The 24,230-nt window shown below is 63.3% G+C and carries 18 protein-coding genes and 1 pseudogene; all 19 read left to right on the top strand.

The genetic code is table 11. The annotated features are described in order from the left end of the window. The first annotated feature begins 2 nt into the window (after window positions 1–2). Entirely contained in the window at window positions 3–473 is a 471-nt protein-coding gene (locus tag MGMAQ_RS19275; RefSeq protein WP_052716101.1) for a hypothetical protein, read from the top strand. Next, window positions 470–2,200, top strand: a complete 1,731-nt coding sequence (locus MGMAQ_RS04095) for a penicillin-binding protein 2 (protein WP_046020546.1) — start codon at window positions 470–472, stop codon at window positions 2,198–2,200. Before MGMAQ_RS19275 ends, MGMAQ_RS04095 begins: the two co-directional genes overlap by 4 nt. Next, a complete protein-coding gene (locus tag MGMAQ_RS04090; RefSeq protein WP_082085253.1) occupies window positions 2,187–3,656 on the top strand; it encodes a UDP-N-acetylmuramoyl-L-alanyl-D-glutamate--2,6-diaminopimelate ligase in 1,470 nt (489 codons plus the stop codon). The genes MGMAQ_RS04095 and MGMAQ_RS04090 overlap by 14 nt, the downstream gene beginning before the upstream one ends. Then, window positions 3,653–5,080, top strand: coding sequence for a UDP-N-acetylmuramoylalanyl-D-glutamyl-2,6-diaminopimelate--D-alanyl-D-alanine ligase (locus MGMAQ_RS04085; protein WP_046020545.1), 1,428 nt, complete (start codon window positions 3,653–3,655; stop codon window positions 5,078–5,080). The genes MGMAQ_RS04090 and MGMAQ_RS04085 overlap by 4 nt, the downstream gene beginning before the upstream one ends. A gap of 9 nt (window positions 5,081–5,089) precedes the next feature. Then, a pseudogene (mraY, locus tag MGMAQ_RS04080) lies at window positions 5,090–6,177 on the top strand (phospho-N-acetylmuramoyl-pentapeptide-transferase). A 10-nt stretch (window positions 6,178–6,187) separates the two neighbouring features. Continuing rightward, window positions 6,188–7,573 (top strand): UDP-N-acetylmuramoyl-L-alanine--D-glutamate ligase, encoded by a 1,386-nt coding sequence (gene murD, locus MGMAQ_RS04075; RefSeq protein ID WP_046020544.1) that lies wholly within the window; start codon window positions 6,188–6,190, stop codon window positions 7,571–7,573. Further along, complete coding sequence (locus tag MGMAQ_RS04070) at window positions 7,570–8,691, top strand: FtsW/RodA/SpoVE family cell cycle protein (protein WP_046020543.1); 1,122 nt, start codon at window positions 7,570–7,572, stop codon at window positions 8,689–8,691. The genes murD and MGMAQ_RS04070 overlap by 4 nt, the downstream gene beginning before the upstream one ends. Further along, window positions 8,688–9,833 (top strand): undecaprenyldiphospho-muramoylpentapeptide beta-N-acetylglucosaminyltransferase, encoded by a 1,146-nt coding sequence (gene murG / locus MGMAQ_RS04065; protein ID WP_046020542.1) that lies wholly within the window; start codon window positions 8,688–8,690, stop codon window positions 9,831–9,833. Before MGMAQ_RS04070 ends, murG begins: the two co-directional genes overlap by 4 nt. Next, entirely contained in the window at window positions 9,830–11,260 is a 1,431-nt protein-coding gene (murC, locus tag MGMAQ_RS04060) for a UDP-N-acetylmuramate--L-alanine ligase (protein ID WP_046020541.1), read from the top strand. The genes murG and murC overlap by 4 nt, the downstream gene beginning before the upstream one ends. Beyond that, on the top strand, window positions 11,257–12,201 hold the full coding sequence (murB, locus tag MGMAQ_RS04055) for a UDP-N-acetylmuramate dehydrogenase (protein ID WP_371258386.1): 945 nt from the start codon (window positions 11,257–11,259) through the stop codon (window positions 12,199–12,201). Before murC ends, murB begins: the two co-directional genes overlap by 4 nt. After that, window positions 12,198–13,109: a D-alanine--D-alanine ligase gene (locus MGMAQ_RS04050; protein WP_046020540.1), complete on the top strand. Its 912-nt coding sequence runs from the start codon at window positions 12,198–12,200 to the stop codon at window positions 13,107–13,109. The genes murB and MGMAQ_RS04050 overlap by 4 nt, the downstream gene beginning before the upstream one ends. After that, entirely contained in the window at window positions 13,106–13,993 is an 888-nt protein-coding gene (locus MGMAQ_RS04045) for a cell division protein FtsQ/DivIB (protein WP_052716100.1), read from the top strand. The genes MGMAQ_RS04050 and MGMAQ_RS04045 overlap by 4 nt, the downstream gene beginning before the upstream one ends. Window positions 13,994–14,014: 21 nt before the next feature. Continuing rightward, window positions 14,015–15,307 (top strand): cell division protein FtsA, encoded by a 1,293-nt coding sequence (gene ftsA, locus MGMAQ_RS04040; RefSeq protein WP_046020539.1) that lies wholly within the window; start codon window positions 14,015–14,017, stop codon window positions 15,305–15,307. Between the two features lie 76 nt (window positions 15,308–15,383). Next, the gene (gene ftsZ, locus MGMAQ_RS04035; protein WP_046020538.1) at window positions 15,384–16,958 is read left to right on the top strand and encodes a cell division protein FtsZ; all 1,575 of its coding nucleotides are present in this window, start codon (window positions 15,384–15,386) and stop codon (window positions 16,956–16,958) included. 185 nt (window positions 16,959–17,143) lie between these two features. Further along, window positions 17,144–18,112, top strand: coding sequence for a UDP-3-O-acyl-N-acetylglucosamine deacetylase (gene lpxC / locus MGMAQ_RS04030; RefSeq protein ID WP_046020537.1), 969 nt, complete (start codon window positions 17,144–17,146; stop codon window positions 18,110–18,112). A 99-nt stretch (window positions 18,113–18,211) separates the two neighbouring features. Continuing rightward, window positions 18,212–19,108, top strand: coding sequence for an outer membrane protein assembly factor BamD (locus MGMAQ_RS04025; RefSeq protein ID WP_046020536.1), 897 nt, complete (start codon window positions 18,212–18,214; stop codon window positions 19,106–19,108). An 18-nt stretch (window positions 19,109–19,126) separates the two neighbouring features. Further along, window positions 19,127–20,800: a DNA repair protein RecN gene (gene recN / locus MGMAQ_RS04020; protein ID WP_046020535.1), complete on the top strand. Its 1,674-nt coding sequence runs from the start codon at window positions 19,127–19,129 to the stop codon at window positions 20,798–20,800. Beyond that, entirely contained in the window at window positions 20,797–22,872 is a 2,076-nt protein-coding gene (gene ligA, locus MGMAQ_RS04015) for an NAD-dependent DNA ligase LigA (RefSeq protein ID WP_046020534.1), read from the top strand. Before recN ends, ligA begins: the two co-directional genes overlap by 4 nt. 287 nt (window positions 22,873–23,159) lie before the next feature. Continuing rightward, on the top strand, window positions 23,160–24,185 hold the full coding sequence (locus tag MGMAQ_RS04010; protein WP_052716099.1) for a sugar phosphate isomerase/epimerase: 1,026 nt from the start codon (window positions 23,160–23,162) through the stop codon (window positions 24,183–24,185). Window positions 24,186–24,230 lie beyond the last annotated feature (45 nt).

Below are 24,230 nucleotides of genomic sequence, written 5' to 3'. Positions count from 1 at the left end.
GCATGACCCGGCTTCTGACCATCCTCGGGATCTGTCTCGCCATCGGCCTGAGCCTGGGCCTTTTCCAGCTCAAGTACGAAGTGCAGGAACTGGTGGACAAGCGCGATGACCTGGAACGGTCCATTGGCAATGATCGCCAAGCCATCCACGTGTTGCAGGCCGAATGGTCCCACCTGAACAATCCCGAGCGGTTGCGCGGACTGGCCGTGCGGCATTTAGGTCTGGAGCCCTTGCAGCCGATGCAGATGACCGGCTGGCAGGGCCTGCCCGACCGTCAGGTCATGGAAGTGGCCGCCAAGGATGCCGCCAAGCCCGTGACCAAGCCCAAGAAGAAATCCATCGTCAAAGCGAAAACCAAGGCCAAGCCTGCCGCCAAGCCCAAAACGCGTGCTGTCGCCGTCAAGGTCACGGAATCCGCAACCTGGGGGGCTGGTATTCAGGCCGCCATTGCTTCGGCGGGAGGTAAGCAATGACCCCCCCGGGACAAAACTGGCGCAATCGATTCTCCGGCGGGCTCGCTGGGAGTGCCGCCTTGGAACGAGAAGGCCGACGCACCACCGCCTTGCAGACCGGGCGCAGCCGATTGATGGTCACCGGCGCCTTGTTTGCTATTGCTTTTTTGGTGGTTGCCGGACGGGTGGCGCAATTGACCCTGACCGATGGCGCGGGCGAATCCATGGCTCAACATCGCCCCATCAGCAAGACTTCCGGTGCCGTCACCGACCGTTCGGCCATCGTCGATCGCAATGGCGTGGTTTTGGCCAGCAGCCTGCCCACGGCCTCGGTCTATGCCGATGCCCGTAAGGTGCTTGACCCCCATTCCGCCGCCCTGCAACTGGCCAAGGTGCTGCCGGATGTCAATTGGCGGCGGCTGGAGCAGAAGCTGTCTTCCAAGCGTGCCTTCGTTTGGCTGCACCGCAATCTGACGCCCAAGGAACAAAATGACGTCAATCGGCTGGGCATTCCGGGTATTTTCTTCCAGCACGCCGAACGTCGGGTCTATCCCCATGGTCGGCTGGCCGCCCACGTCCTGGGCATGACCGACATCGACGGCCGCGGCATCGCCGGAGTGGAGCGCTATTTCGACGAAGTTTTGCGTACCGGCGAGGACCCGCTGGAACTGTCCATCGATATTCGGGTGCAGTCCATGCTGCATGATTCCCTGTACCGCTCGATGAAGGAATTCAAGGGTATTGGCGCCGCCGGTTTGGTTATGGATGCCCGCTCGGGCGAGGTGTTGGCCATGGTATCGCTGCCCGACTATGACCCCAACGCCCCTATGGAAAGCGCCTCTGAAACCCGCTTCAACCGGGTCACCAAGGGCGTCTATGAGATGGGGTCCACCTTCAAGCTGTTCACTGCCGCCATGGCCCTGGACACCAACACGGTGAAGATGACCAGCGGCTATGATGCCTCCGAGCCGATCCGCGTCGCCCGTTTCACCATCCGGGATTTCCACGCCGAGAACCGCTGGCTGACGGTGCCCGAGATCATGGTGCATTCCTCCAATATCGGCGCCGCCAAGATGGCCTTGGACGTGGGCACTACCTCGCAAAAAGAATACTTGGGCCGCCTGGGACTGTTGGACAAGCCAAGCATCGAGCTGCCGGAGATCGCCTCGCCATTGGTGCCGCGCACCTGGCGGGACATCAACACCATGACCATTTCCTACGGCCATGGCATCGCGGTCACGCCATTGCAGCTGGCCTCGGGCGTCGCGGCCCTGGTCAACGGCGGCGAAACCCGCCCGGCCACCTTGATGAAAACCGTTGGCGACGCGGCTTTGACCGGCAAGCGCGTGATGTCGAAAAAAACCTCCCGCCAGGTCCGCCAGCTGATGCGCATGGTGGTCGAGCAAGGCACCGGCAGGAATGCCGACGTACCCGGCTATCTGGTCGGTGGCAAAACCGGCACGGCGGAAAAGCAACAGGGCAAGAAATACAATCGCAATGCCCGGCTGGCCTCCTTTGTCGGCGCCTTCCCACTGGACGATCCGCGCTTCGTGATTCTGGCCATGGTCGATGAACCCAAGGGTTTGAAGCGGACTTTCGGCTATGCCACCGGCGGCTGGGTCGCCGCCCCGGTGGTCAAGGAGATGGTGCGCAACCTGGCCACCCTGTACGGCATCGCGCCGGATCCGGCGCTGATCGAGGAAATGGAATCCAACAAGGGCAAGGGTCATCGCCTTGCGTCTTTCTGATCTGATCGAAGGGAACCGAACCGAAGTGAACGCCACGGCTGCGGAATATGGAATGGAGATTACCGGACTGACTTGCGATTCCCGCAAGGTCGCGCCGGGCTATCTGTTTGCCGCCTTGCCGGGAACTCACAACGACGGACGGGCCTATATCTCCGAGGCTCTGCGGCGCGGTGCATCGGCGGTGTTGGCGCCCCCGGGGACGCAAATCGACGATGCCAATCCGGACATCGCCTTGCTTACCGATGACAATCCCCGCCGCCGCTATGCCTTGTTGGCGGCGCGGTTGCATCCTGGGCAGCCGGATCGCATCGCCGCCGTGACCGGCACCAATGGCAAGACTTCCGTGGCTCATTTCGTCCGTCAGATCTGGACCCGGCTGGGTCATCGGGCGGGCAGCCTGGGGACCACCGGTGTCGACGCCCCCGGCCTGCATGGGGAAGGTGGCCTGACCACGCCCGACCCCGCCGATTTGCACGAGATGCTGGATAAGATGGCCGAAAACCGGGTGGATCGGCTGGCCATGGAAGCCTCCAGTCATGGGCTGGATCAATATCGTCTTGATGGCGTGCGGGTGACGGCCGCCGGATTCACCAACCTGAGCCGCGACCACATGGACTACCACGGCGACGAGCAAAGCTATCTGGCTGCCAAGATGCGATTGTTCGGCGAAGTCATGGCGCCGGGCGGCTGGGCGGTGCTGAACACTGATATTCCCCAGTTCGAAGCCTTACAGGCGCTCTGCGCCGAACGCCGCCACCGGCTGTTGACCTATGGCCGCTGTGCCGTTGATCTGCGCTTGGTGAAGGCCAAGCCGGTTTCCGGTGGCCAGAGCCTGACCCTGAACATTCTGGGGACACGCTTTGAGATTCTTTTGCCTCTGGCCGGGGATTTCCAGGTAGCCAATGCCCTTTGTGCCCTGGGTCTTTGCATCGCCGACGGCGCTCATCCGCGCCTGGCCACCGAAGCGCTGGAACATCTTGTCGGCGTTCCCGGTCGCTTGCAGAAGGTTGCGACCACGGCCACGGAAGCCGATGTCTATGTGGATTATGCCCATACCCCCGACGCCCTGGAAACGGTCCTCGCGGCTTTGCGTCCCCACACGCAAGGTCGGCTGTCGCTGGTCTTTGGATGCGGCGGTGATCGGGACCAGGGCAAGCGGCCCTTGATGGGAGAGCTGGCCAACCGGCTGGCTGATACCGTCATCGTCACCGACGACAATCCGCGCTCGGAAGACCCGGGCGCCATTCGTCAACAGATTTTGAAGGCCTGCCCGGGAGCCACGGAGATCGGCGACCGGGCGGAGGCCATCACCCAAGCCTTGGAAGACCTCGGTCCACAGGATGTTTTGCTGGTGGCGGGCAAAGGCCACGAACGAGGTCAGATCGTCGGCGACAAGGTTCTGCCTTTCGATGACACCGAGTGCGTCCGCCAATGGATCGGGGAGGCATTCTCATGACCAAATCCCCCCTTTGGACCGCCGCCGAAGCGGCCCAGGCCACGGGCGGTGTCAGTGCCAACGGCTGGACCGCATCGGGTGTCTCCATCGATAGCCGCACGGTTTCCCAAGGCGATCTGTTTGTCGCTTTGAGTGGGCCCAGCTTCGATGGTCACGACTACGTGGCCGACGCCTTGGCCCGGGGTGCCGCCGCCGCCGTGGTCTCTCATTACCCCGACGGCGTGACCGAGGATGCACCGCTGTTGACGGTCGGCGATACCTTCGACGCCCTCTATGACCTGGGCCGATTCGCCCGCGACCGGGCCAAGGCCCGGGTGATCGCGGTAACCGGCAGTGTCGGTAAGACCGGACTCAAGGAAGCTCTGAATCTTGTGTTGTCGCGCCAAGGCCTCTGTTCGGCCAGCCTGGCCAGCCTCAATAACCATTGGGGCGTGCCCCTGACCCTAGCCCGGCTGCCTCGCGAAGCAGATTTCGCCGTTGTCGAGATGGGCATGAACCATGCCGGGGAATTGGCACCGCTGACCCGTCTGGCCCGTCCCCATCTGGCGGTGGTCACAACCATCGAGCAAGTCCATAGCGCCCATTTCGACGGTCTGGAAGCCATCGCCGAAGCGAAAGCCGAGATCTTCCAAGGTCTGGAACCCGACGGGCTGGCGCTGCTCAACCGCGACAATGGCCAATATGGTCTCCTCGCCGCCGCCGCCCGTGCCTGTGGCGCCCGGGTTGGCGCGTTCGGCAGTGGTCCCAAGGCAGGCGCCCGGGTGCTGACCTGCGACCCCGAAGGCGAAGGCTGGCGTATCCGTGCCGATATCTGCGGCACCCTTCTCGACTATTGGGTGCCTCTGGCCGGTCGCCATTGGTGTCTGGCGTCGGCTTCTCTTCTGGCCACCGTGCAGGCTGTCGGCGCCGATCCGGTGGCCGCGTCGCGGGATCTGGCTGATCTGGCCCCCGGGAAGGGACGTGGCCAGGGACATGATATTCAATTGCCCCACGGGGCCCTGCGAGTCATCGACGAGAGCTACAACGCCTCGCCCGTTTCCATGGCCGCCGCCATCGCGGTCTTGGGCCGAAGCACCCCGGGCGACGGCGGACGGCGCATTGCCGTGCTCGGCGACATGCTGGAATTAGGGACATCCTCCGAATCATTGCATCGGGATCTTTCCGGCCCCATCGCCGAGGCCAAGGTGGATCTGGTATTCACGGCCGGACCGGAAATGGAACATCTCTGGCAGGCCCTGCCGCCCGCCAAACGGGGCGGACATGCCGCCACGGCCAAGGATCTGGTGCCTTTGGTGCAGGCGGCGGTGCGAGCCGGTGACCTGGTCATGATCAAAGGCTCGCGGGGCAGCCGCACCGATCTGGTGGTCACGGCCCTGTGCAACATGGACGGCGGGGCCCCCGAACGCGCCGCCAACGGGGATTGAGGAACAACCATGCTTTATAATCTCCTCTATCCCCTGGCCGAGCACCTGCCGATCCTGAACCTGTTCAAATACCTGACCTTTAGGGCCGGAGGCGCGGTGCTGACAGCTCTGCTGGTCAGTTTCCTGCTCGGTCCGACCATCATCCGCATGCTGCGCAACCGACAGAGTTCCGGGCAACCCATCCGCGAGGACGGACCGGAAAGCCATCTGCTGACAAAACGCGGCACCCCGACCATGGGCGGCTTCATGATCCTGCTGGCCCTGGCCGTCGCCACCCTGCTTTGGGCCGATCTGTCCAACGGCTATGTCTGGGCGGTATTGGGCGTGACCCTGGGCTACGGCACCATCGGTTTTCTCGACGATTATCTGAAGGTCACCAAGAAGCATCATGGCGGTCTCCCCGGTCGCCTGAAACTGTTGCTACAGGTGGCCATCGGCGGCGCGGCGGCCTTGTGGATCTCGCGCATCCTGCCCGACCCCCTGTCCACCACCATGGCCGTGCCATTCTTCAAGGACATGCTGGTGCAACTGAGCTGGTTCTTCGTTCCTATGGCCATTTTCGTCATGGTCGGCGCCTCCAACGCGGTCAATCTGACCGACGGCCTGGACGGTCTGGCGGTGGGTCCGGTGATGATCGCGGGCGTGGTCTTCGCCTTGATCGCCTATCTGGCCGGCAACCAAGTGTTCGCCAATTACCTGCAACTGCATGCGGTTCCCGGCGCGGGCGAACTGGCGGTGTTCTGTGCCGCCCTGATCGGCGCCTGCCTGGGCTTCCTTTGGTTTAATGCGCCACCCGCCGCCGTCTTCATGGGCGACACAGGATCCTTGGCCCTGGGCGGCGCCTTGGGCTCGGTCAGCGTGGTCACCAAGCATGAACTGGTGCTGGCCATCACCGGCGGCCTGTTCGTTTTGGAGACCATCTCGGTCATCGTCCAGGTGGCCTCGTTCAAGATGACCGGCAAGCGGGTTTCCGCATGGCCCCGCTGCACCATCACTTCGAAAAGAAGGGATGGGCGGAACCGACCATTGTCATCCGCTTTTGGATTATCGCCGTTATCCTCGCCCTGGCCGGGCTCTCGACGTTGAAACTGCGCTGAGGGTGCCCTGATGATTCCGGTGACATCCTATCGATCCAGAAAAGTGGCGGTCCTCGGCCTGGGCCGCTCCGGACGTTCCACCGCGCGGTCCTTGCGTGCGGGCGGGGCCGAGGTATTGGCCTGGGATGATGCGGAAACGGCTCGTGCCGCGCTCGCCGCCGATGGCATCGATGCGGTGGATCCGGCCGCCTGGCCCTGGAGCGACATCGCCGCCTTGGTGCTCAGTCCCGGCATTCCCCATACTCATCCGACACCCCACCCGGTGGCGACCGCGGCCAAGGCTGCTCAGGTACCGATCATCGGCGACGTGGATCTCCTGTTTCAAGCCTGCCCGGAGGCGGCCTTCATCGGCATAACCGGGACCAATGGCAAGTCCACCACGACCGCCTTGGTCGGCCATATCCTGGAGCTGGCCGGCCGCGCGGTGCAGGTGGGTGGCAACCTGGGTACGCCGGTGCTTGATCTGGCGCCCTTGGGGGCCGACGGGATTTATGTGCTGGAAATGTCATCCTATCAGTTGGAATTGACCCCCAATGCCCGTTTCGACGTGGCGGCCCTGCTCAACATCACCCCTGATCATCTCGACCGTCATGGCGGATTTGAAGGCTATAAGGCCGCCAAGCTGCGGATCTTCGAAAACCAGCCCGATGATGGCGTCGCGGTGATCGGCATCGACGATTCGGATACGGCGAGCATCCTCAACGACTTGCGCGAATCCGGTGCCAGCCGTCGGCTATTTGCCGTCTCCGGCGAGCAGGTGGTGGAAAGCGGTTGTCATGCGGTGGATGGGCAATTGACCGATGCGACCGAAACCCGGCCAATGGCCATCCGGGACCTGCGCGCGGTGCCCACCCTGCCGGGCAGCCACAATGCCCAGAACGCCGCGACTGCCTGTGCCATTGCCCGAGCGGTGGGGGTGCCCCCCTATCAGATCGGCGCCGGAATCGGTACTTATCCGGGCCTGCCTCATCGTCAGGAACCGGTGGCGCTGATCAACGGAATTTCCTACGTCAACGACAGCAAGGCCACCAATCCCGAAGCCGCCGCCCGTGCCCTGGCCAGCTACGACTCGGTCTATTGGATCGCCGGAGGACGCGCCAAGGACGGCCCCCTGGAGGCTCTGACCCCCTATTTGTCCCATGTGCGCCATGCCTACTTGATTGGCGAGGCGGCCCCCCGGTTTGCCGCCGAATTGGGCGATCGGATCCCAACGACCCTGTCCGGCGATTTACCCCACGCCCTGCGCGCCGCCCACGAGCGAGCCGAACAGAATGGCGTTCATTGTTCGGTGGTGTTGCTGTCCCCGGCCTGCGCCTCCTTTGATCAGTTTGCCAGCTTCGAGGACCGAGGCGACGCCTTCCGCCAGCTGGTTCATGAATTGGAGAGCGCGGCATGAGCACTTTTTCGCGCACCGATACGAGCCTGTTCGGACGCTGGTGGTGGACCATTGATCGTTGGTCGCTAGTGGCTCTGGCGACTCTCGTGGCCTGCGGGTTGGTGCTGGCCATGGCCGCCACGCCGCCGGTCGCCGAGCGCATCGGTCTCGATCCTTTCCATTTTACCCGCCGCCAGTTCCTGTTCCTGCCGCTGGCTTTCGGCACCGTGTTGGCGGTGTCCATGCTCGGCTCCCGGGGGGTGCGGCGACTGGCCCTGGCCATGCTCACGGCATCCATGGTGATGCTGGTGCTGACCCTGGTAATCGGGTCCGAGGTCAAGGGGGCCCAGCGTTGGCTGTCCATCGGCGGCCTGTCCATCCAGGCGTCGGAATTTGCCAAACCGGCCTTCGCGGTTCTCGCGGCTTGGATGTTCGCCGAATGGCGCAACAGCGGGGATCTGCCCGGCCATTGGGTGGCGACGGGCTTGTACCTGATCATCGCCATGCTGCTTTTGATGCAGCCCGACGTGGGCCAGACCATCGTGCTTTCGGCCATCTGGGCGGTCCAGTTCTTCCTCGCAGGCCTGCCGTTGATGATTGTCGCGGTATTGGGTCTTTTGTTCCTGGGTGGCGCTGTGGCGGCCTATTTCACCTTCAGCCATGTCCAACTGCGCATCGACCGGTTCCTGGACCCGGAAGCCGAAGGCTATCAGATCGCCCGCGCCACCGAGGCCTTCCTGAAAGGCGGCCTGTTCGGACGAGGCCCTGGCGAGGGACGGGTCAAGGAAGTACTGCCCGATGCCCATGCGGATTTCGTTTTCGCGGTGGTCGGCGAGGAATTCGGCTTGATCGTCTGTCTGCTGTTGGTGGCTTTGTTTGCCTTCATGGTGCTGCGCGGCTTCGCCCGGGTGCTGGCCGATGATGATCTATTCAAGCTGCTCGCCGTCGCCGGACTATTGACCCAGTTCGGCCTGCAAGCCTTGATCAACATGGCCTCGACCCTCAGCCTGATGCCGCCCAAGGGCATGACCCTGCCGTTCCTGTCCTACGGCGGATCGTCGGTCATGGCATTGGCTATTGGCATGGGAATGGTCTTCGCCTTGACCCGCAAGGGCACAGGCCGGGGAGGCACGTCATGACCGCCGAGTCTCCCTTGATCGTGCTCGCCGCCGGAGGCACCGGCGGCCATGTTTTTCCCGCCGAGGCCCTGGCCGAGGAACTGATCGGTCGCGGTCGTCGTTTGGCGCTGATCACCGACCGGCGGGGCAATGCCTATGGCGGTCGCCTGGGCGAATTGGAGACTCATCGCATTCGCGCCGGGGGCTTGGCCGGACGGGGGCTGCTGGGCAAGGTACGCGGCGCCATCGAACTGGGCATCGGCGTGCTTCAGGCCCGAGCCTTGTTGAACCGCTTGAAGCCATCCGTGGTCGTTGGCTTCGGTGGCTATGCGGCGGTGCCGACCATGCTGGCTGCTGGATATGGCAATTTGCATAGCGTGATCCATGAACAGAACGCCATTCTGGGCCGGGCCAACCGCTTGCTGTCCACCCGCGTCGACCGCATCGCCACCTCCTTTACCCAACAAGAAGGCCTGCCCGCCAAGGCCACCGCCGAAATTGTTCATACGGGTCTGCCGGTACGTCCGGCGGTCCTCGCCCAACGGGAAGTCTCCTACAGCGTCCCTGAAAATAACGACCCGCTTCGCCTTTTGGTGCTGGGCGGCAGTCAGGGCGCACGGATTTTCAGCGATGTGCTACCCCAGGCCATGGCCGCGCTCAATGACCAACTGAAGCAACGGATCGAGATTGTTCAGCAATGCCGCCCGGAAGATCTGGACCGCACCCGCCAAGCCTATGAGTCCGCCGGGGTCACGGCACGCCTTGAGAGCTTCTTCGAAGATGTGCCGCAACAATTGGCCGATTGCCATCTGCTCATTGCCCGGGCCGGAGCCTCGACCATTGCCGAGATGACCTGCGTCGGCCGCCCGGCGATCCTGGTGCCCTATCCCCATGCCATCGACGATCATCAGACCCGCAATGCCCATGCGGTGGATGCGGTGGGTGGCGGATGGATGATCCCGCAACCCTCTTTCACCCCCGAGGCCATCGCGGCCCGACTGACCTCTCTGGCCGATATGCCCGAGGCCCTGCGCCAGGCGGCAAATTGCTCCCATGCGGTGGGGCGCCCGGCGGCGGCAGCGGCCCTGGCCGATCTGGTCGAGCAGGTGATGAACTCCAACGGCAACGGCGGCTCCCGCCCAATCGGAAGGATGGCCGCATGAGAGCTCTCCCCTTAAGCATCGGCACCCTGCATTTCGTCGGCATCGGCGGCATCGGCATGAGCGGGATCGCCGAGATTCTGCATAACCTGGGCTACAAGGTGCAAGGCAGTGATCTGGGCGAGAATGCCAATGTGCAGCGCCTGCGCGGCCTGGGGATCGAGGTTTTCATCGGCCACAAGGCGGAAAATGTCGAAGCCGCCCAGGTACTGGTCATCTCCTCCGCCGTCAAACCCGATAACCCGGAGGTGGAAGAGGCTCGTTCGCGCCTGATCCCGGTGGTCCGCCGGGCCGAGATGCTGGGCGAACTGATGCGGTTGAAATGGTCCATTGCCGTTGCCGGGACCCATGGCAAGACCACCACCACCTCACTGGTCGCCTCGGTGCTCGACGCGGCGGGCCTGGATCCCACGGTGATCAACGGCGGCATCATCAATGCCTGGGGCACCAATGCCCGCCTGGGTGATGGCGATTGGCTGGTGGCCGAGGCTGATGAATCCGATGGCACCTTCCTGAAGCTGCCCGCCACCATCGCCGTGGTCACCAACATTGATCCGGAGCACCTGGACCACTACGGCAATTTCGACAAGCTGCGCGAGGCCTTCACCACCTTTGTCGAGAACATCCCCTTCTATGGCTTTGCCGCCCTGTGCATCGATCATCCGGAAGTGCAGGCGCTGATCCCCCGGGTTTCCGACCGGCGCATCGTCACCTACGGCTTCAGCCCGCAGGCCGACGTACGGGCCGGGGAGTTGGAAGCGGGCGTCGATGGCACCCGGCTGGACGTGACCATCACCGACCGCATGACCGGCGAGGCCCGGGTACTGGAAGACCTGCGGCTGCCCATGTTCGGCGCCCACAACGTGCAGAACGCCCTGGCCACCATTGCTCTGGCCAGTGAGATGAAGGTACCGGATTCGGTGCTCCGCCGGGCCCTTGCCAACTTCGAAGGGGTCAAGCGCCGCTTCACCAAAACCGGCGAAGTGGATGGCATTACCGTCATCGACGATTACGCCCATCACCCGGTGGAGATCGCCGCGGTGCTCAAGGCGGCCCGCTCGGCCTGTCGGGGCAAGGTCATCGCCGTGGTTCAGCCCCATCGCTATAGTCGCCTGCGCGATTTGTTCGAGGAATTCTGCACCTGCTTCAACGACGCCGACGCGGTGTTGGTGGCCGATGTCTATCCGGCCGGCGAGGCGCCCATCCAGGGCATCAACCGCAACCGCTTCGTCGCCGGTCTGCGGGAACATGGTCATCGATTGGTGATGCCCATGAACCGTCCCGATGATCTGCCCGAAATCGTCAACGACCTGGCCCGTCCCGGCGACCTGGTGGTCTGCTGCGGCGCCGGAAACATCACCCAATGGGCCCATGACCTGCCCGACTCCCTGGCCCGCATGCGCTATGGCGAAGAGGGGGGCTCCGCATGATGACCGCCCCGCGCCAATCCCATCTGATCGAGCGCCTGCCCGCCCTGCGCGGTCGCCTCACCGCCGAGGCGGATCTGTCACGCTTCAGCTGGTTCAAGGTCGGCGGCCCGGCGGAAGTCCTGTTTCGTCCCGCCGACGCCGACGACCTGGCGACCTTCCTGGCCCAACGCCCGGACGACATTCCCCTGACGGTCATCGGCGCCGGATCCAACCTGCTGGTCCGCGACGGCGGGGTGCCGGGGGTTGTCGTTCGCCTGGGGCGTGGCTTTACGGATATCCGGATCGAGGGACATCAACTGATTGTTGGAAGCGGTGCCCTGGACATCAACATCGCCCTGGCCGCCCAGAACGAAGGCTTGACCGGTCTGGAATTCCTGTCCGGCATCCCCGGCACCATGGGCGGCGCTCTGCGCATGAATGCCGGTGCCTATGGCCGGGAGCTGAAGGATATCCTGGTATCCTGCACCGCTATCGACGGCCAGGGACAACGCCACGACGCGACGCCGGACGATCTGGGCTTCGCCTATCGCCATTGCGCCGCGCCCGAGGATTGGCTGTTCACCGAAGCCCGTCTGCAGGGCACCCCCGGTGATCCGTCCGAGATTGCCGCCCGCATGGCCGAGATCAAATCCGCCCGCGTCGACAGCCAGCCCACCGGGGCCCGTACTGGCGGCAGTACCTTTGCCAACCCGGCGGAGATCCGGGCATGGGAACTGATTGATCGCGCCGGATGCCGAGGCCTGCGCCGGGGCGGTGCCATGGTTTCCGAACAGCATTGTAATTTCCTCATCAATTGCGGCACGGCCACCGCCGCCGACCTGGAAGGCCTGGGGGAGGAAGTCCGCCGCCGGGTTCGGGAAACCAGCGGCGTGTCCCTGCATTGGGAAATCCGCCGGATCGGTAATGCGCAACAGACCACCCCCCGCGAGGTGACGTCATGAGCGAGAACAGGCATGTAGCCGTCTTGATGGGCGGCTGGTCGGCGGAGCGGGAAGTCTCCATGGTCAGCGGCGCCGCCGTGACCCGCGCCCTTCAAAAAGCCGGGTACCAACCCACCCCCATCGACGTCCAACGGGATATGGGGTCCTGGTTGACCCGCTTGTTCCCCCGGCCGGTGGCGGTGTTCAATGCCTTGCATGGGCGCTTCGGCGAAGATGGCTGTGTTCAGGGCCTGCTCGATATCCTGGCCATCCCCTACACCCATTCCGGCCTGCTGGCCTCGGCCCTGGCCATGGACAAGCCGATGGCCAAGAAAATGTTTGCCCAGGCAGGCATCAAAGTGGCCGAAGACATAATCGTCACCCGCGATGATCTGTTGGCCGGTGACCCGCTGCCCCGTCCCTATGTGGTCAAGCCGATCAACGAAGGGTCTTCGGTCGGCGTCTATATCATTCGCGAGAGCAACAACGACAACCCGTTCGAGAACGACCCCTGGCCATTTGGCGAAACGGTGATGGCCGAGGCCTTCCTGCCCGGTCGGGAACTGACCGTGGCGGTGATGGGCGATCGGGCTCTGGGCGTGACCGAGATCCTCACCGACCATGAATTCTACGACTATGACGCCAAGTATGCCGATGGCGGATCGCGCCATGTGGTTCCGGCAGACATCCCCGATTCGGTGGCAGAGGAAGCCATGCGATTGGCGGTGCTGGCTCACGAAACCCTGGGCTGCCGAGGCGTATCGCGGGCCGATTTCCGTTACGACGGCACCCACCTGACCATTCTCGAAGTCAATACCCAACCGGGCATGACCCCCACTTCCCTGGTCCCGGAACAGGCTGCTCAGGCAGGCATTTCGTTCCCTGATCTAGTGGGCTGGATGGTCGAAAACGCGGAGTACGACGGATGACCAAAAAGAAATCCACCGCTGCCGCCGCTCCCAAGGGAGCAAAAGAGATGACCGCCAACCGAACCGGCGCGCCGCGCCCCCGGGTGACTCCCTGGTGGCGTAAGAAAAGCACCCGCCTCGGCTTGATCGGCGTGGTCCTCGGCGGCATCACCCTGGGTACCTGGTGGACCTGGCATCAAGGCTGGGGCCCCCGGCTGCTGGAAGATGCCCGCTGGAACACCATTGCCTGGACCGCCAACATCGGCCTGCGCATCGGCGAGGTGATGGTCGAAGGCCGCCGGGAAACCAGCCGCGACGACCTGTTGGCCGCTCTTCGCGTGACCCGGGACGCCCCCATCCTGGCGTTCGACCCGAAAGCCGCGCGTGATCGGGTGGAAGCCCTGCCCTGGGTCCGCACCGCCGTGGTCGAGCGACTGCTACCCGATACGGTGCTGCTGCGCATCGAGGAACGATCGCCCCTGGCCCTGTGGCAGAAGGAAGGCTCCTTTGCCATCATCGATGATGCAGGAGAGGAGATTCCCGGCGCTACGGCTGACCAGTTTGCCGATCTGGTCATTGTGGTCGGCGAAGACGCTCCCGCCCATACCGCCGGATTGTTGGAGATCCTCGGCAGCGAACCCATGCTCATGGAGCGGGTGCAGGCCGCCGTCAGGGTCGGCGGTCGACGCTGGAACCTGCGCCTGAACAACGGCATCGACGTTCAGCTTCCCGAGGAAGGGCCGTCCCGTGCCTGGTCGCGGCTGGCCTCCTACGAGAAATCCCACCGGGTGTTGGACCGTGACATCAAGGGAGTCGACCTACGCCTACCCGACCGCCTGGTGGTCAAGCGCGGCACCCCGGCCAAACTCAAGAAAAAACCTGCCCGCAAAGGCCGCTCCACCTGATTTTCAATCTCTTCAACCCCCATGGGACGTAAACCGAAGATGTCGCAGAAAACCGCCAAGACCAAAACCCGCAACGGCCTGATCGCCGCTCTGGACGTGGGTACCACCAAGGTGGCTTGCCTGATCGCCAAGGCCGGTCTGGATGACCAGGGCCGTCCTCAGGTGGTGGGCATCGGCCATCAGCTTTCGCGCGGGGTCAAGGCAGGCACCATCATCGACATGGACGCGGCGGAGAACGCCATCCGCGCCACCGTGGCGGCAGCGGAGAAAATGGCCGGCGAGAACATCGATTCCGTGGTCGCCTCCTTGGGGGGTGCCAGCCTCCATTCCCGGTTGGCGGCGCATGAAGTCACGGTAACCGGCCATGAAATCGACGACAACGACCTGCGCCGCATCATCGACCCGGCCCGCCTGCAAGGGGATACGCCCAGCGACCAGCAGCTGATCCATGCCCTGCCCGTGGGATACAGCATCGACGGCTCCAAGGGCATCCGCGATCCGCGTGGCATGTATGGCCAGAAATTGGGAGTCAATCTGCATCTGGTGCGTGCCGGAACCGGGCCGCTGCGCAATCTGGTGACCTGTGTCGCGGGGAGCCATCTGGACGTGGGCGCCACGGTGGTCGGCCCCTATGCCGCCGGGCTTTCCACTTTGGTGGATGACGAACGGGAGCTGGGCTCGACGGTGGTCGACATGGGCGGTGGCACCACCGATATCTCGGTGTTCTTCGACGGCGAAATGGTCTTTACCGCCAGCCTGCCGGTAGGCGGCAACCATGTGACCAGCGACATCGCCCGGGGTCTCTCCACATCCTTGGTGGAGGCCGAACGGGCCAAGGTGCTGTATGGCTGTGCCATCGCCTCTCCGGCCGATGAACAGGATTACCTCGTGGTGCCGCTGATCGGCGAGGAAGAAGATGGCGGCGATGCCCAACAGGTCTCTCGCGCCGAGCTCAACGCCATCATTCGGCCGCGGCTGGAAGAAATCTTTGAACTGGTGCGCGGGACCCTGGAAACCGCCGGGTTCGACCGGGTCGGCGGGCGACGGCTGGTGCTCACCGGCGGCAGCGCCCAGTTGCCGGGTCTGCGCGATCTGGCGGCTCTCATACTCGACAAGCAAGTGCGCATCGGACGCCCGACCCGGATCAAGGGTCTCGCCGACGCGGTATCCGGCCCTGCATTCGCGGTGAGCGCCGGACTGCTGCACCACGCTTTCACCAAGGACAACCTGGCGGAGATTCTCAGCCTCCGCCCGTTGAGCGAACCCACGAGTACCCTTGGCCGGGTCGGACGCTGGCTGCGGGAGAACTTCTAAACACGGCATTCAACCCCGAAAGGGAATTATTAACGATTCTAGCCAATTATGCATGCGGAGCGGATGGAGAATAGCAATGACGATCAATCTTAGCGTACCCGAGGATACCGGCGCACCCGACCTGAAACCCCGTATCACCGTTATCGGTGTGGGCGGCGCGGGCGGCAATGCCGTCAACAACATGATTCAGTCGCACCTGGAAGGGGTCGATTTCGTGGTTGCCAATACGGATGCCCAGGCGCTGGCCCATGCCCGCACCGACCGGCGCATCCAATTGGGACTGGAGGTCACCAAAGGTCTCGGCGCCGGTTCGCGCCCCGAGATCGGTCGCCAGGCCGCCGAGGAATCCATGGACGACATCCTTGAGCATATCAAGGAAGCCAATATGGTGTTCATCACCGCAGGCATGGGCGGCGGCACCGGTACCGGCGCCGCGCCGATCATCGCCAAGGCTGCTCGGGATCAAGGCATCCTGACCGTCGGCGTGGTCACCAAGCCGTTCAGCTTCGAAGGCCGCAATCGCTTGCGTCTGGCCGAGATGGGCATCGAGGAATTGCAAGAGCAGGTCGATACCCTGATCATCATTCCCAATCAGAACCTGTTCCGTATCGCCAACGAGAAAACCACCTTTGCCGATGCCTTCAAAATGGCCGACGACGTGCTGCACCAAGGCGTGCGCGGGGTCACCGACCTGATGGTCATGCCCGGCCTGATCAACCTTGACTTTGCCGACATCCAATCGGTGATGAGCGAGATGGGCAAGGCGATGATGGGCACCGGCGAAGCCGAAGGCGAACGCCGCGCGGTGGAAGCCGCCGAGGCCGCGATCTCCAACCCGCTGCTGGAAGATGCCTCCATCTCCGGCGCCCAGGGCGTGCTGATCAGCATCACCGGCGGCATGGACATGACCCTGTTCGAGGTCGACGAGGCCGCCAACCTGATCCGCGACCAGGTGGACCAGGACGCCAATATCATCTTCGGCTCCACTTTCGACGAGAAGCTGGAAGGCCAACTGCGGGTTTCCGTGGTCGCCACCGGCATCGATGCCGAAGCGGTCACTCGGACTCGCCCGGCCATGACCACAACGCCCTCCGGCGGGACCCCGCGCCCGGCCCCGACCAATGCCGAAGATGGTGAAACCGACATCCGCATCCAGGTGGAAACGGAAGCCCCCGAACCGACGGTGACCAAGGCCGCCGAAATCGCCGCTCAGGTCGAACAGGCGCAATTGCAACCGGCGCCGGAGAAGGTGACCTTCATTCCGCCGCAACCGGCGCAGGCCAAAACGGCGGCTCCGGAAGGCGCGGCGGATCCATTTGCCGAAGCCGCCATGGCCAATCGCCCCAAGACCGCGGCTCAAAGGGCCGAGACCAAACGGGCACCCAAGCCTGCCGAGGCTCCGCGCAGCCCGAGCTTGTTCGAACGGGTCACCGGCACCGGCTGGGCCAAGTCCGACAGCCAGAAGGTCGCGACACCGAAGCCGTCGATCTTTAGCCGCAACTCGGCACCGGCACCGCAAGCCGTTGAACAAAAAGCGGTTTCCCCAGCTCAAGCTGGGGAAGGACTGAACCCGGGCGACCGCCTGCCGAACAGTGCGCCCGAAGAAGACCTGCTGGACATCCCGGCTTTCCTTCGCCGTCAATCCAACTAATCAGGCCTAATGGCCGAACGAGAGGAAAAGCCAAACGAATCCAGTAACATTTGGAAACAATGATTGATTTGAGGGCTCCGGGAATGCTTGCTACAAACATACCCGGAGCCTTTTTTCTGACAACCGTCACAAATCGATTGGGTTCCGCCAAGACCGCTTAGAACAAATCAGAAGGGCCTGTCTCCATGGCGAAGCAAAAACGAAAAGAAACCACGACAGACACCAACCAAGTGACTTCCCTTCTTCAGACTACTCTGAAAAGCCCTATAAACTGTTCTGGCGTCGGCCTCCATTCTGGCGCCAAGATTTCCATGACACTGCGCCCCGCCGAAGCCAACCGGGGCATCGTCTTTCATCGATCCGATATCTCCGGGCAAGGGGCTGAAATCCCGGCCCGCTGGGACAATGTGACCGACTGTCGCCTCTGCACCACCCTCGGCAACACCGAAGGCGCCAGCATCGGCACCGTGGAGCATCTGATGGCGGCCCTTGCCGGTTGCGGGGTCGACAATGTCGAGATCGACATCAATGGCCCGGAAGTCCCGATCATGGACGGCAGCGCCGCCCCCTTTGTGTTTTTGATCGAGTGCGCTGGGATCGTGGACCTGGATGCGCCGCGCCTGGGCATCCGTATCGAAAAGCCGATTTCCGTGGGCGATGGCGAGCGATTCGCCGCCCTGAGCCCGGACGACGGCATCTCTCTCGGCTTCGAGATTGATTTCGACAGCGCTGCCATTGCCCGCCAAGACCTGCATCTGCATCTGACCCGAGACGGCTTCAAGAACGAGATTAGCCGCGCCCGGACTTTCGGCTTCCTGCATGAGGTCGAGCAGCTCCGCGCCGCCGGTCTGGCCCGCGGGGGATCGTTGGACAACGCCGTGGTGGTTTCCGGCGACAAGGTGCTGAACGAAGAAGGTCTGCGCTACGACAACGAGTTCGTGCGCCATAAAGTGCTCGACGCCCTCGGTGATCTGTACTTGGCCGGCGCGCCGATCATTGGTCGTTTCCAAGGCGCACGCAGCGGTCATCAGGCCAATAATGACCTGCTGAGGGCGATGTTTGCCGACCCCTCCGCTTGGTCCATGGTCGAGCTTACCGCCGAGGATCTGGTGGCTGACTCTGGCGAAGAACCGCTTCTCGCCGCGACGGCCTGATCCCCTCCCCTTTGAGCGAATGCATTCGGCTCTTGCCCCAAGCCGGGCAGGGCGTTGTATAATCGCGCCCGCGCCGTTGCCAGGGAACCGAGTTCGATCATGACGCTACCAAACATTCACGCCCAATTAATTGAGCTCCGAGCAGTTTTCGCCATTCTGCTGCTTGCGGGGCTGCTGGTCGGCTGTGGCGAAAGCAAGTTGGAAGACTACGTGGAACGCCCCGTGTCGGACCTTTACAACGAGGCACAGAGCTCTCTGGAGGAAAAGGATTTCGCCGCCGCCGCCAAGAAATTCGACGAGGTCGAGCGGCAACATCCCTATTCCAAGTGGGCCACCCGAGCCCAGATCATGGCTGCATTCGCCCACTATATGAATAACGCCTATGACGAAGCCATTGTCGCCCTGGACCGGTTCCTGCAGCTCCATCCGTCGCACAAGGATGCGGCCTATGCCACCTATTTGAAGGCGCTTAGCTACTATGAACAGATTTCTGATGTCGCCCGAGATCAGAAAATGACCGCCTTGGCCACCGATTCCCTGAAAGAAGTCACTTCTCGTTTCGCCGCCAGCCGCTATGCCCGGGATGCCCAGATCAAGCTCGACCTTACCGTGGACCATTTGGCCGGCAAGCAAATGGAGATTGGCCGCTATTATTTGCGCCAAGGTCACTACCTTGCCGCCATCAATCGTTTCAAGCGGGTCATTGAGGAATACCAGACCACCACTCACGTGGCCGAGGCTTTGCATCGAATGGTGGAAGCCTATTTGGCCCTGGGCATCGTGGACGAAGCCAAACGGACAGCCGCCGTGCTCGGCCATAACTTCCCCGGCAACGAGTGGTATATCGATTCCTTCGAGATGGTCGAAAACAAGAAGTTCCGCCGTCCGGATGAAGAAGAAGACTCCTGGTACAATTTCTGGGGTGACGACAAAGATGATCCGCGCGTCATTCCCCACAACGAAAAAGCCGATCCCCCCTGGTGGGAAGTCTGGTAACCGGAGCGGACTCGTCTCATGCTGGCCAGCCTTTCGATCCGGGACGTGGTACTCATCGACCGCCTCGATCTGCATTTTCAGCCCGGACTCTGTGTGTTGACCGGCGAGACCGGTGCCGGAAAGTCCATTCTGCTCGATGCCCTTGGACTGGCTTTGGGACAACGGGCCGAGGCCCGTCTGGTGCGCCACGGCACGGCGCAAGCTTCCGTCACCGCCGCTTTTGATCTAGCCCCGGATCATCCGGCCCGGGTCTTGGTCAATGAACAGGGACTGGATGCCGCCGACGGCGATCTGATTCTGCGCCGGGTGGTCAATCCGGACGGACGATCCAAGGCCTGGGTCAACGATCAACCGGCCAGCGTAGGCCTGCTCAAACAACTGGGCGCGGCATTGGTCGAGGTGCATGGACAGTTCGATACTCAGGGGCTGCTCGACCCGGCCAGCCACCGGGCCATCCTCGATAACTATGCCGGTCTCCACGCGCCCCTGGCAGAAACGGGCAAGGCCCACCGGACCTGGACCGAGGCGGAGCGGGCAGTGACCCAGGCCGAAGCCGATCTGGAACAGGCCCGCCGGGACGAGGACTTCCTGCGCCACGCGGTGGAGGAACTGCACCTACTGGCCCCGGAGCCGGGCGAGGAACAGCAACTGGCGGAAAACCGCACCATGATGCAGAACGGCGAAAAGCTGATCGAAGCCATGTCCGCCGCCACCACCGCCTTGGACAAGGGCAACGGTGTGGAAAACGCCCTACGCACCGCTCTGCGCCAACTGGAACGCATCGCCGACAAGATGGATGGACGCCTGGACGAAGCCATCGAGGCCTTGGACCGGGCCGCCATGGAAGTGGCGGAAGGGCGCGATCAGATCCAGCGCACGGCCCAGGCCGTGGACTTGGACCCGCGCCATCTGGACCAGGTGGAGGAACGCCTGTTCGCCCTGCGCGCCGCCGCCCGCAAGCACAATGTGGCGGTGGACTCCCTGGCCGCATTGCTCGACCGCCTGAACGCACAGTTGAACGGCCTGGAAGACGACGGCGCCCAACTTGAAACCCTGCGCAAGGAAGCCCGGGCCGCCCGCGAGACCTATCTACGCGCCGCCGACCGGCTGACCCAGGGACGCCGCGCCGCCGCCGGGAACCTGGACAGGGCCGTCGCCGCCGAACTGCCGCCCTTGAAACTGGAGCGGGCGGTGTTCGCGACCCATGTGGAGACCCGCGACGATCCCGCCGATTGGGGGCCGCAGGGCCGCGACCGGGTGGCCTTCCGGGTGTCCACCAACCCGGGCAGCCCGCCCGGAGCGCTGAACAAGATCGCCTCGGGCGGCGAATTGGCGCGTTTCATGTTGGCCTTGAAAGCCTGTTTGGCCGATGCGGACCCCATTCCCACCCTGGTGTTCGACGAAGTGGATTCCGGGGTCGGCGGTGCCGTGGCCCATGCGGTGGGCGAACGTCTGGGACGGCTGGCCCATCAGGTGCAGGTTCTGGTGGTCACCCACTCGCCACAGGTGGCGGCTCGCGGCAGCCACCATTGGAAGGTCAGCAAGGCCGCCGCCGACGAGCAGGTCCGCACCACCGTCTCGCCCCTGGATGATGGCAAACGCCGCGAGGAAGTGGCGCGCATGCTGTCGGGCGCCGAGGTCACCGAAGCGGCCCGCGCCGCCGCCGATAGCTTGCTGGATGGGGCGCCATGAGCGGAAACCACAGGCCGGTGGAAGACCTGCTGCCCATGGAGGCCGCCGCCGAACTGGAAGAACTGGCCCAGGCCATCGCCGCCCATGACAAGGCCTATTACCAGGACGACGCCCCCACCATATCCGATGCCGATTACGACGCACGGCGCCAACGCAATGACGCGCTTGAAGCTGCTTTTCCCGACCTGGTCCGCCCCGACAGCCCGTCGAAACGAGTCGGCGCCGCCCCGGCCAGCGGCTTTGGCAAGGTGGCCCATGCCGTTCCCATGCTGTCTCTGGGCAATGCGTTCGATGAGGCCGACGTGGCCGACTTCCTCGACCGCATCCGGCGGTTTTTGAAGCTGACCCAAGATGAACCGGTGGAGATTCTGGCCGAGCCAAAGATCGATGGCCTGTCAGTCTCCCTGCGCTATGAGCAAGGGCACTTCGTGCGCGGTGCCACCCGGGGCGACGGTGCCACCGGCGAGGACATCACCGCTAACCTGCGCACCCTTTCGGAGATTCCCGAGACCATCGCCGGGGCGCCCGAGGTGCTGGAAGTGCGCGGCGAGGTCTATATGGCCAAGACGGATTTCCAGGCCCTCAACGCCCGCCAGGCGGACAACGGCGACAAGGTTTTCGCCAACCCGCGCAATGCGGCGGCGGGTTCCCTGCGGCAGCTCGATTCCCGGATTACCGCCGAGCGAAAACTGAGCCTGTTCGCCTATGCCTGGGGCGAGGTGGTGGGCAGGGGGTGGGTGACCCAACAGGCCTATCTGGATGCCTTGAAGGCCTGGGGCTTCCCCACCAATCCCCTGGCCCGGGTCTGTGGATCCCTCGATAAGATCATAGCCCTGTACCGGGACATCGAAGCCGCCCGGGCGAGCCTCGACTATGACATTGACGGCATTGTCTACAAGGTCAACCGCACCGACTGGCAGAAGCGCCTGGGCTTCGTCGCCCGCTCGCCACGCTGGGCCATCGCCCATAAATTTCCGGCGGAGAAAGCGGTGACCCGGCTGAACAAAATCAGCATTCAGGTGGGGCGCACCGGCAGCCTGACTCCAGTGGCGGAACTGGAGCCGGTCACCGTCGGCGGTGTGGTGGTCTCCCGCGCCACCCTGCACAACGAGGACTACATCAAGGACAAGGACATCCGCGAGGGCGACGCGGTGGTGATCCAACGGGCCGGGGACGTGATCCCACAAGTGGTGGAAATCGTCCCCGAGCAACGCCCCGCCGATAGCGCCCCCTATGCGTTTCCAACTCAATGCCCCGAGTGCGGCAGCCATGCCGAACGGATGGAAGGCGAGGCCCGCACCCGCTGCACCGGCGGTCTGATCTGTCCGGCCCAGGCGGTGGAACGGCTGAAGCATTTCGTCTCGCGCGATGCCTTCGACATCGAGGGCCTGGGCAAAAAACAGGTGGAGGCCTTCTGGGAGGACGGACTGGTCAAACAACCCCAGGACATCTTCTCACTGAGGGCCGAACAGTTAACTGATCGCGAAGGCTGGGGGGAAAAATCAGCGGAGAACCTGATCGCCGCCATTGCCGCCCGGCGGACCATTGCCCTGGACCGCTTTATTTATGCCTTGGGCATCCCGCAGATCGGCCAGGCCACAGGCAAGACCCTGGCCAAGAACTTTGGCACGTTGGACGCTTGGCGCGAGGCCATGGATGCGGCCTCGCTGGTCGGTTCCGAGGCCCGTCAGCAGTTGTCGGAGATCGACGGAATCGGTCCTTCCATGATCGACGATCTGCTGGCCTTTTTCAGCGAACCCCATAACCGCGCCGTGGTGGATGCCTTGCAAGACCTGTTGAATGTTCAGGCCTTCGAGGCGCCCACCGTCGGCGATTCACCGGTGGCCGACAAGACCGTTGTGTTCACGGGTTCCCTGGAGACCATGACCCGCGCCGAAGCCAAGGCCCGCGCCGAATCACTGGGCGCCAAAGTGGCCGGGTCCGTTTCCAAGAAGACCGATATCCTGGTCGCCGGTCCGGGCGCGGGCTCCAAGCGCAAGAAAGCCGAGGAGATCGGTACCATCAATATTCTGGACGAGGCAGAGTGGCTGACGCTGGTGGAAGGAACATAGAAAAAGGCGGCCCGAAGACCGCCCTTTCGTCATCACGACTGTTGTTGCTGTGCTGTCCTCAACCGAGGAACAGGTAGCCCAGCATGCCAACACCGATGACCAATTGGATGTACGGATAAACGTCCCAGTTCATGGCCTGTCTCCTCGTGTGATGCGTCCCGCCTTCCCGTTTCCCCTGGACCGGCGGGTCCCCCTGCCCCGGTTAAAGGGCGATGAATAATGCATCAGGTGTACCATTACACCATAACGGCGGCAAGGATAAAGCACCGTCCCCCGCCGCCCCTGTCATGAAAGACCAACTGGATTCAGGGTCCCGGGATGGCTATATCAATGCCATGACGAAAATCATCGACAGCATCGGCGCCATGGTGGCGGCCGAAACCCCCGAGGGGCTTGACCGCCGCCTGGGCCAAATGGCCGACATCGGCTTTGATCATGCGGAACTGCCCATCACCACCTGTGCGGTGGTCATCGGCGGACAGTTGAATCCGGTGCGGCTGAAACAACTGACCGGGATAATCGCACGGCACGATATCGGCATCACTCTGCACGCGCCGTTGATCCTTAATTTCATGGACCCTATCCACGCGGCATTGCACATGGCCGTGGCCAAAGCCTGTATCGATTTCGGGCAGGCCGTGGACGCCCCCGTGCTGGTGATTCATCCGGGCTGGGTCGATCCCCATCACCTGGTGGGCGACCGGGACGGCCTGTTGGCCATGGAACGCCAGGCCTTGAGCCTGTTGGCCCAATATGCCGAACCCCGTGGCGTGACATTGTGCTTGGAGAACATGCCAGTGATTTTGGAGTCGCTGCGCGGTGAGTTGGACAATCACGGCATCGACACGGCCAGTATCGCCGCTCAGGTGGAACTGGTCGGTCACCCGGCCCTGCGCGCCACCATTGATGTGAGCCATGCCCATATTGCCGCCGCCCTGCATGACAGCGACCTGCGCGCCGATCTGACCATCATGGCGCCTCTGACCCGGCATCTGCACCTCCACGATTCGTTTGGTCGCGTGCCGACTCTGGAGCGGGCCAACTATAAAGAGGTCATGGCCTATGGCATGGGCGATATGCACCTGCCCTTGGGCTGGGGAAACATTGATTTTGAACGCTCGTTGGTGGGTCAGGCCTTGCCCGCCGGGACCAGCATGACGCTGGAAATCAACGGCCTCTACAATGACGATCAAACCATGGCCGATTCTCTGGCCCGTGCACGCGGTTTGGCCCAACGGATTCAGGACGCCGTGGCCCCGCTCAGAGACCGCCATGCCAGCGATTCCGATAAGGAATCCAATGACATGCAATGAATTATATTAGTGCCCTTGAATATTAGTGCCCACTAATATATATTG

The sequence above is a fragment of the Magnetospira sp. QH-2 genome, from assembly GCF_000968135.1.
Taxonomy (GTDB): domain Bacteria; phylum Pseudomonadota; class Alphaproteobacteria; order Rhodospirillales; family Magnetospiraceae; genus Magnetospira.
The sequence above is the reverse complement of the archived record's forward strand: the minus strand, read 5'-3'. Positions and strand labels throughout refer to the sequence as shown.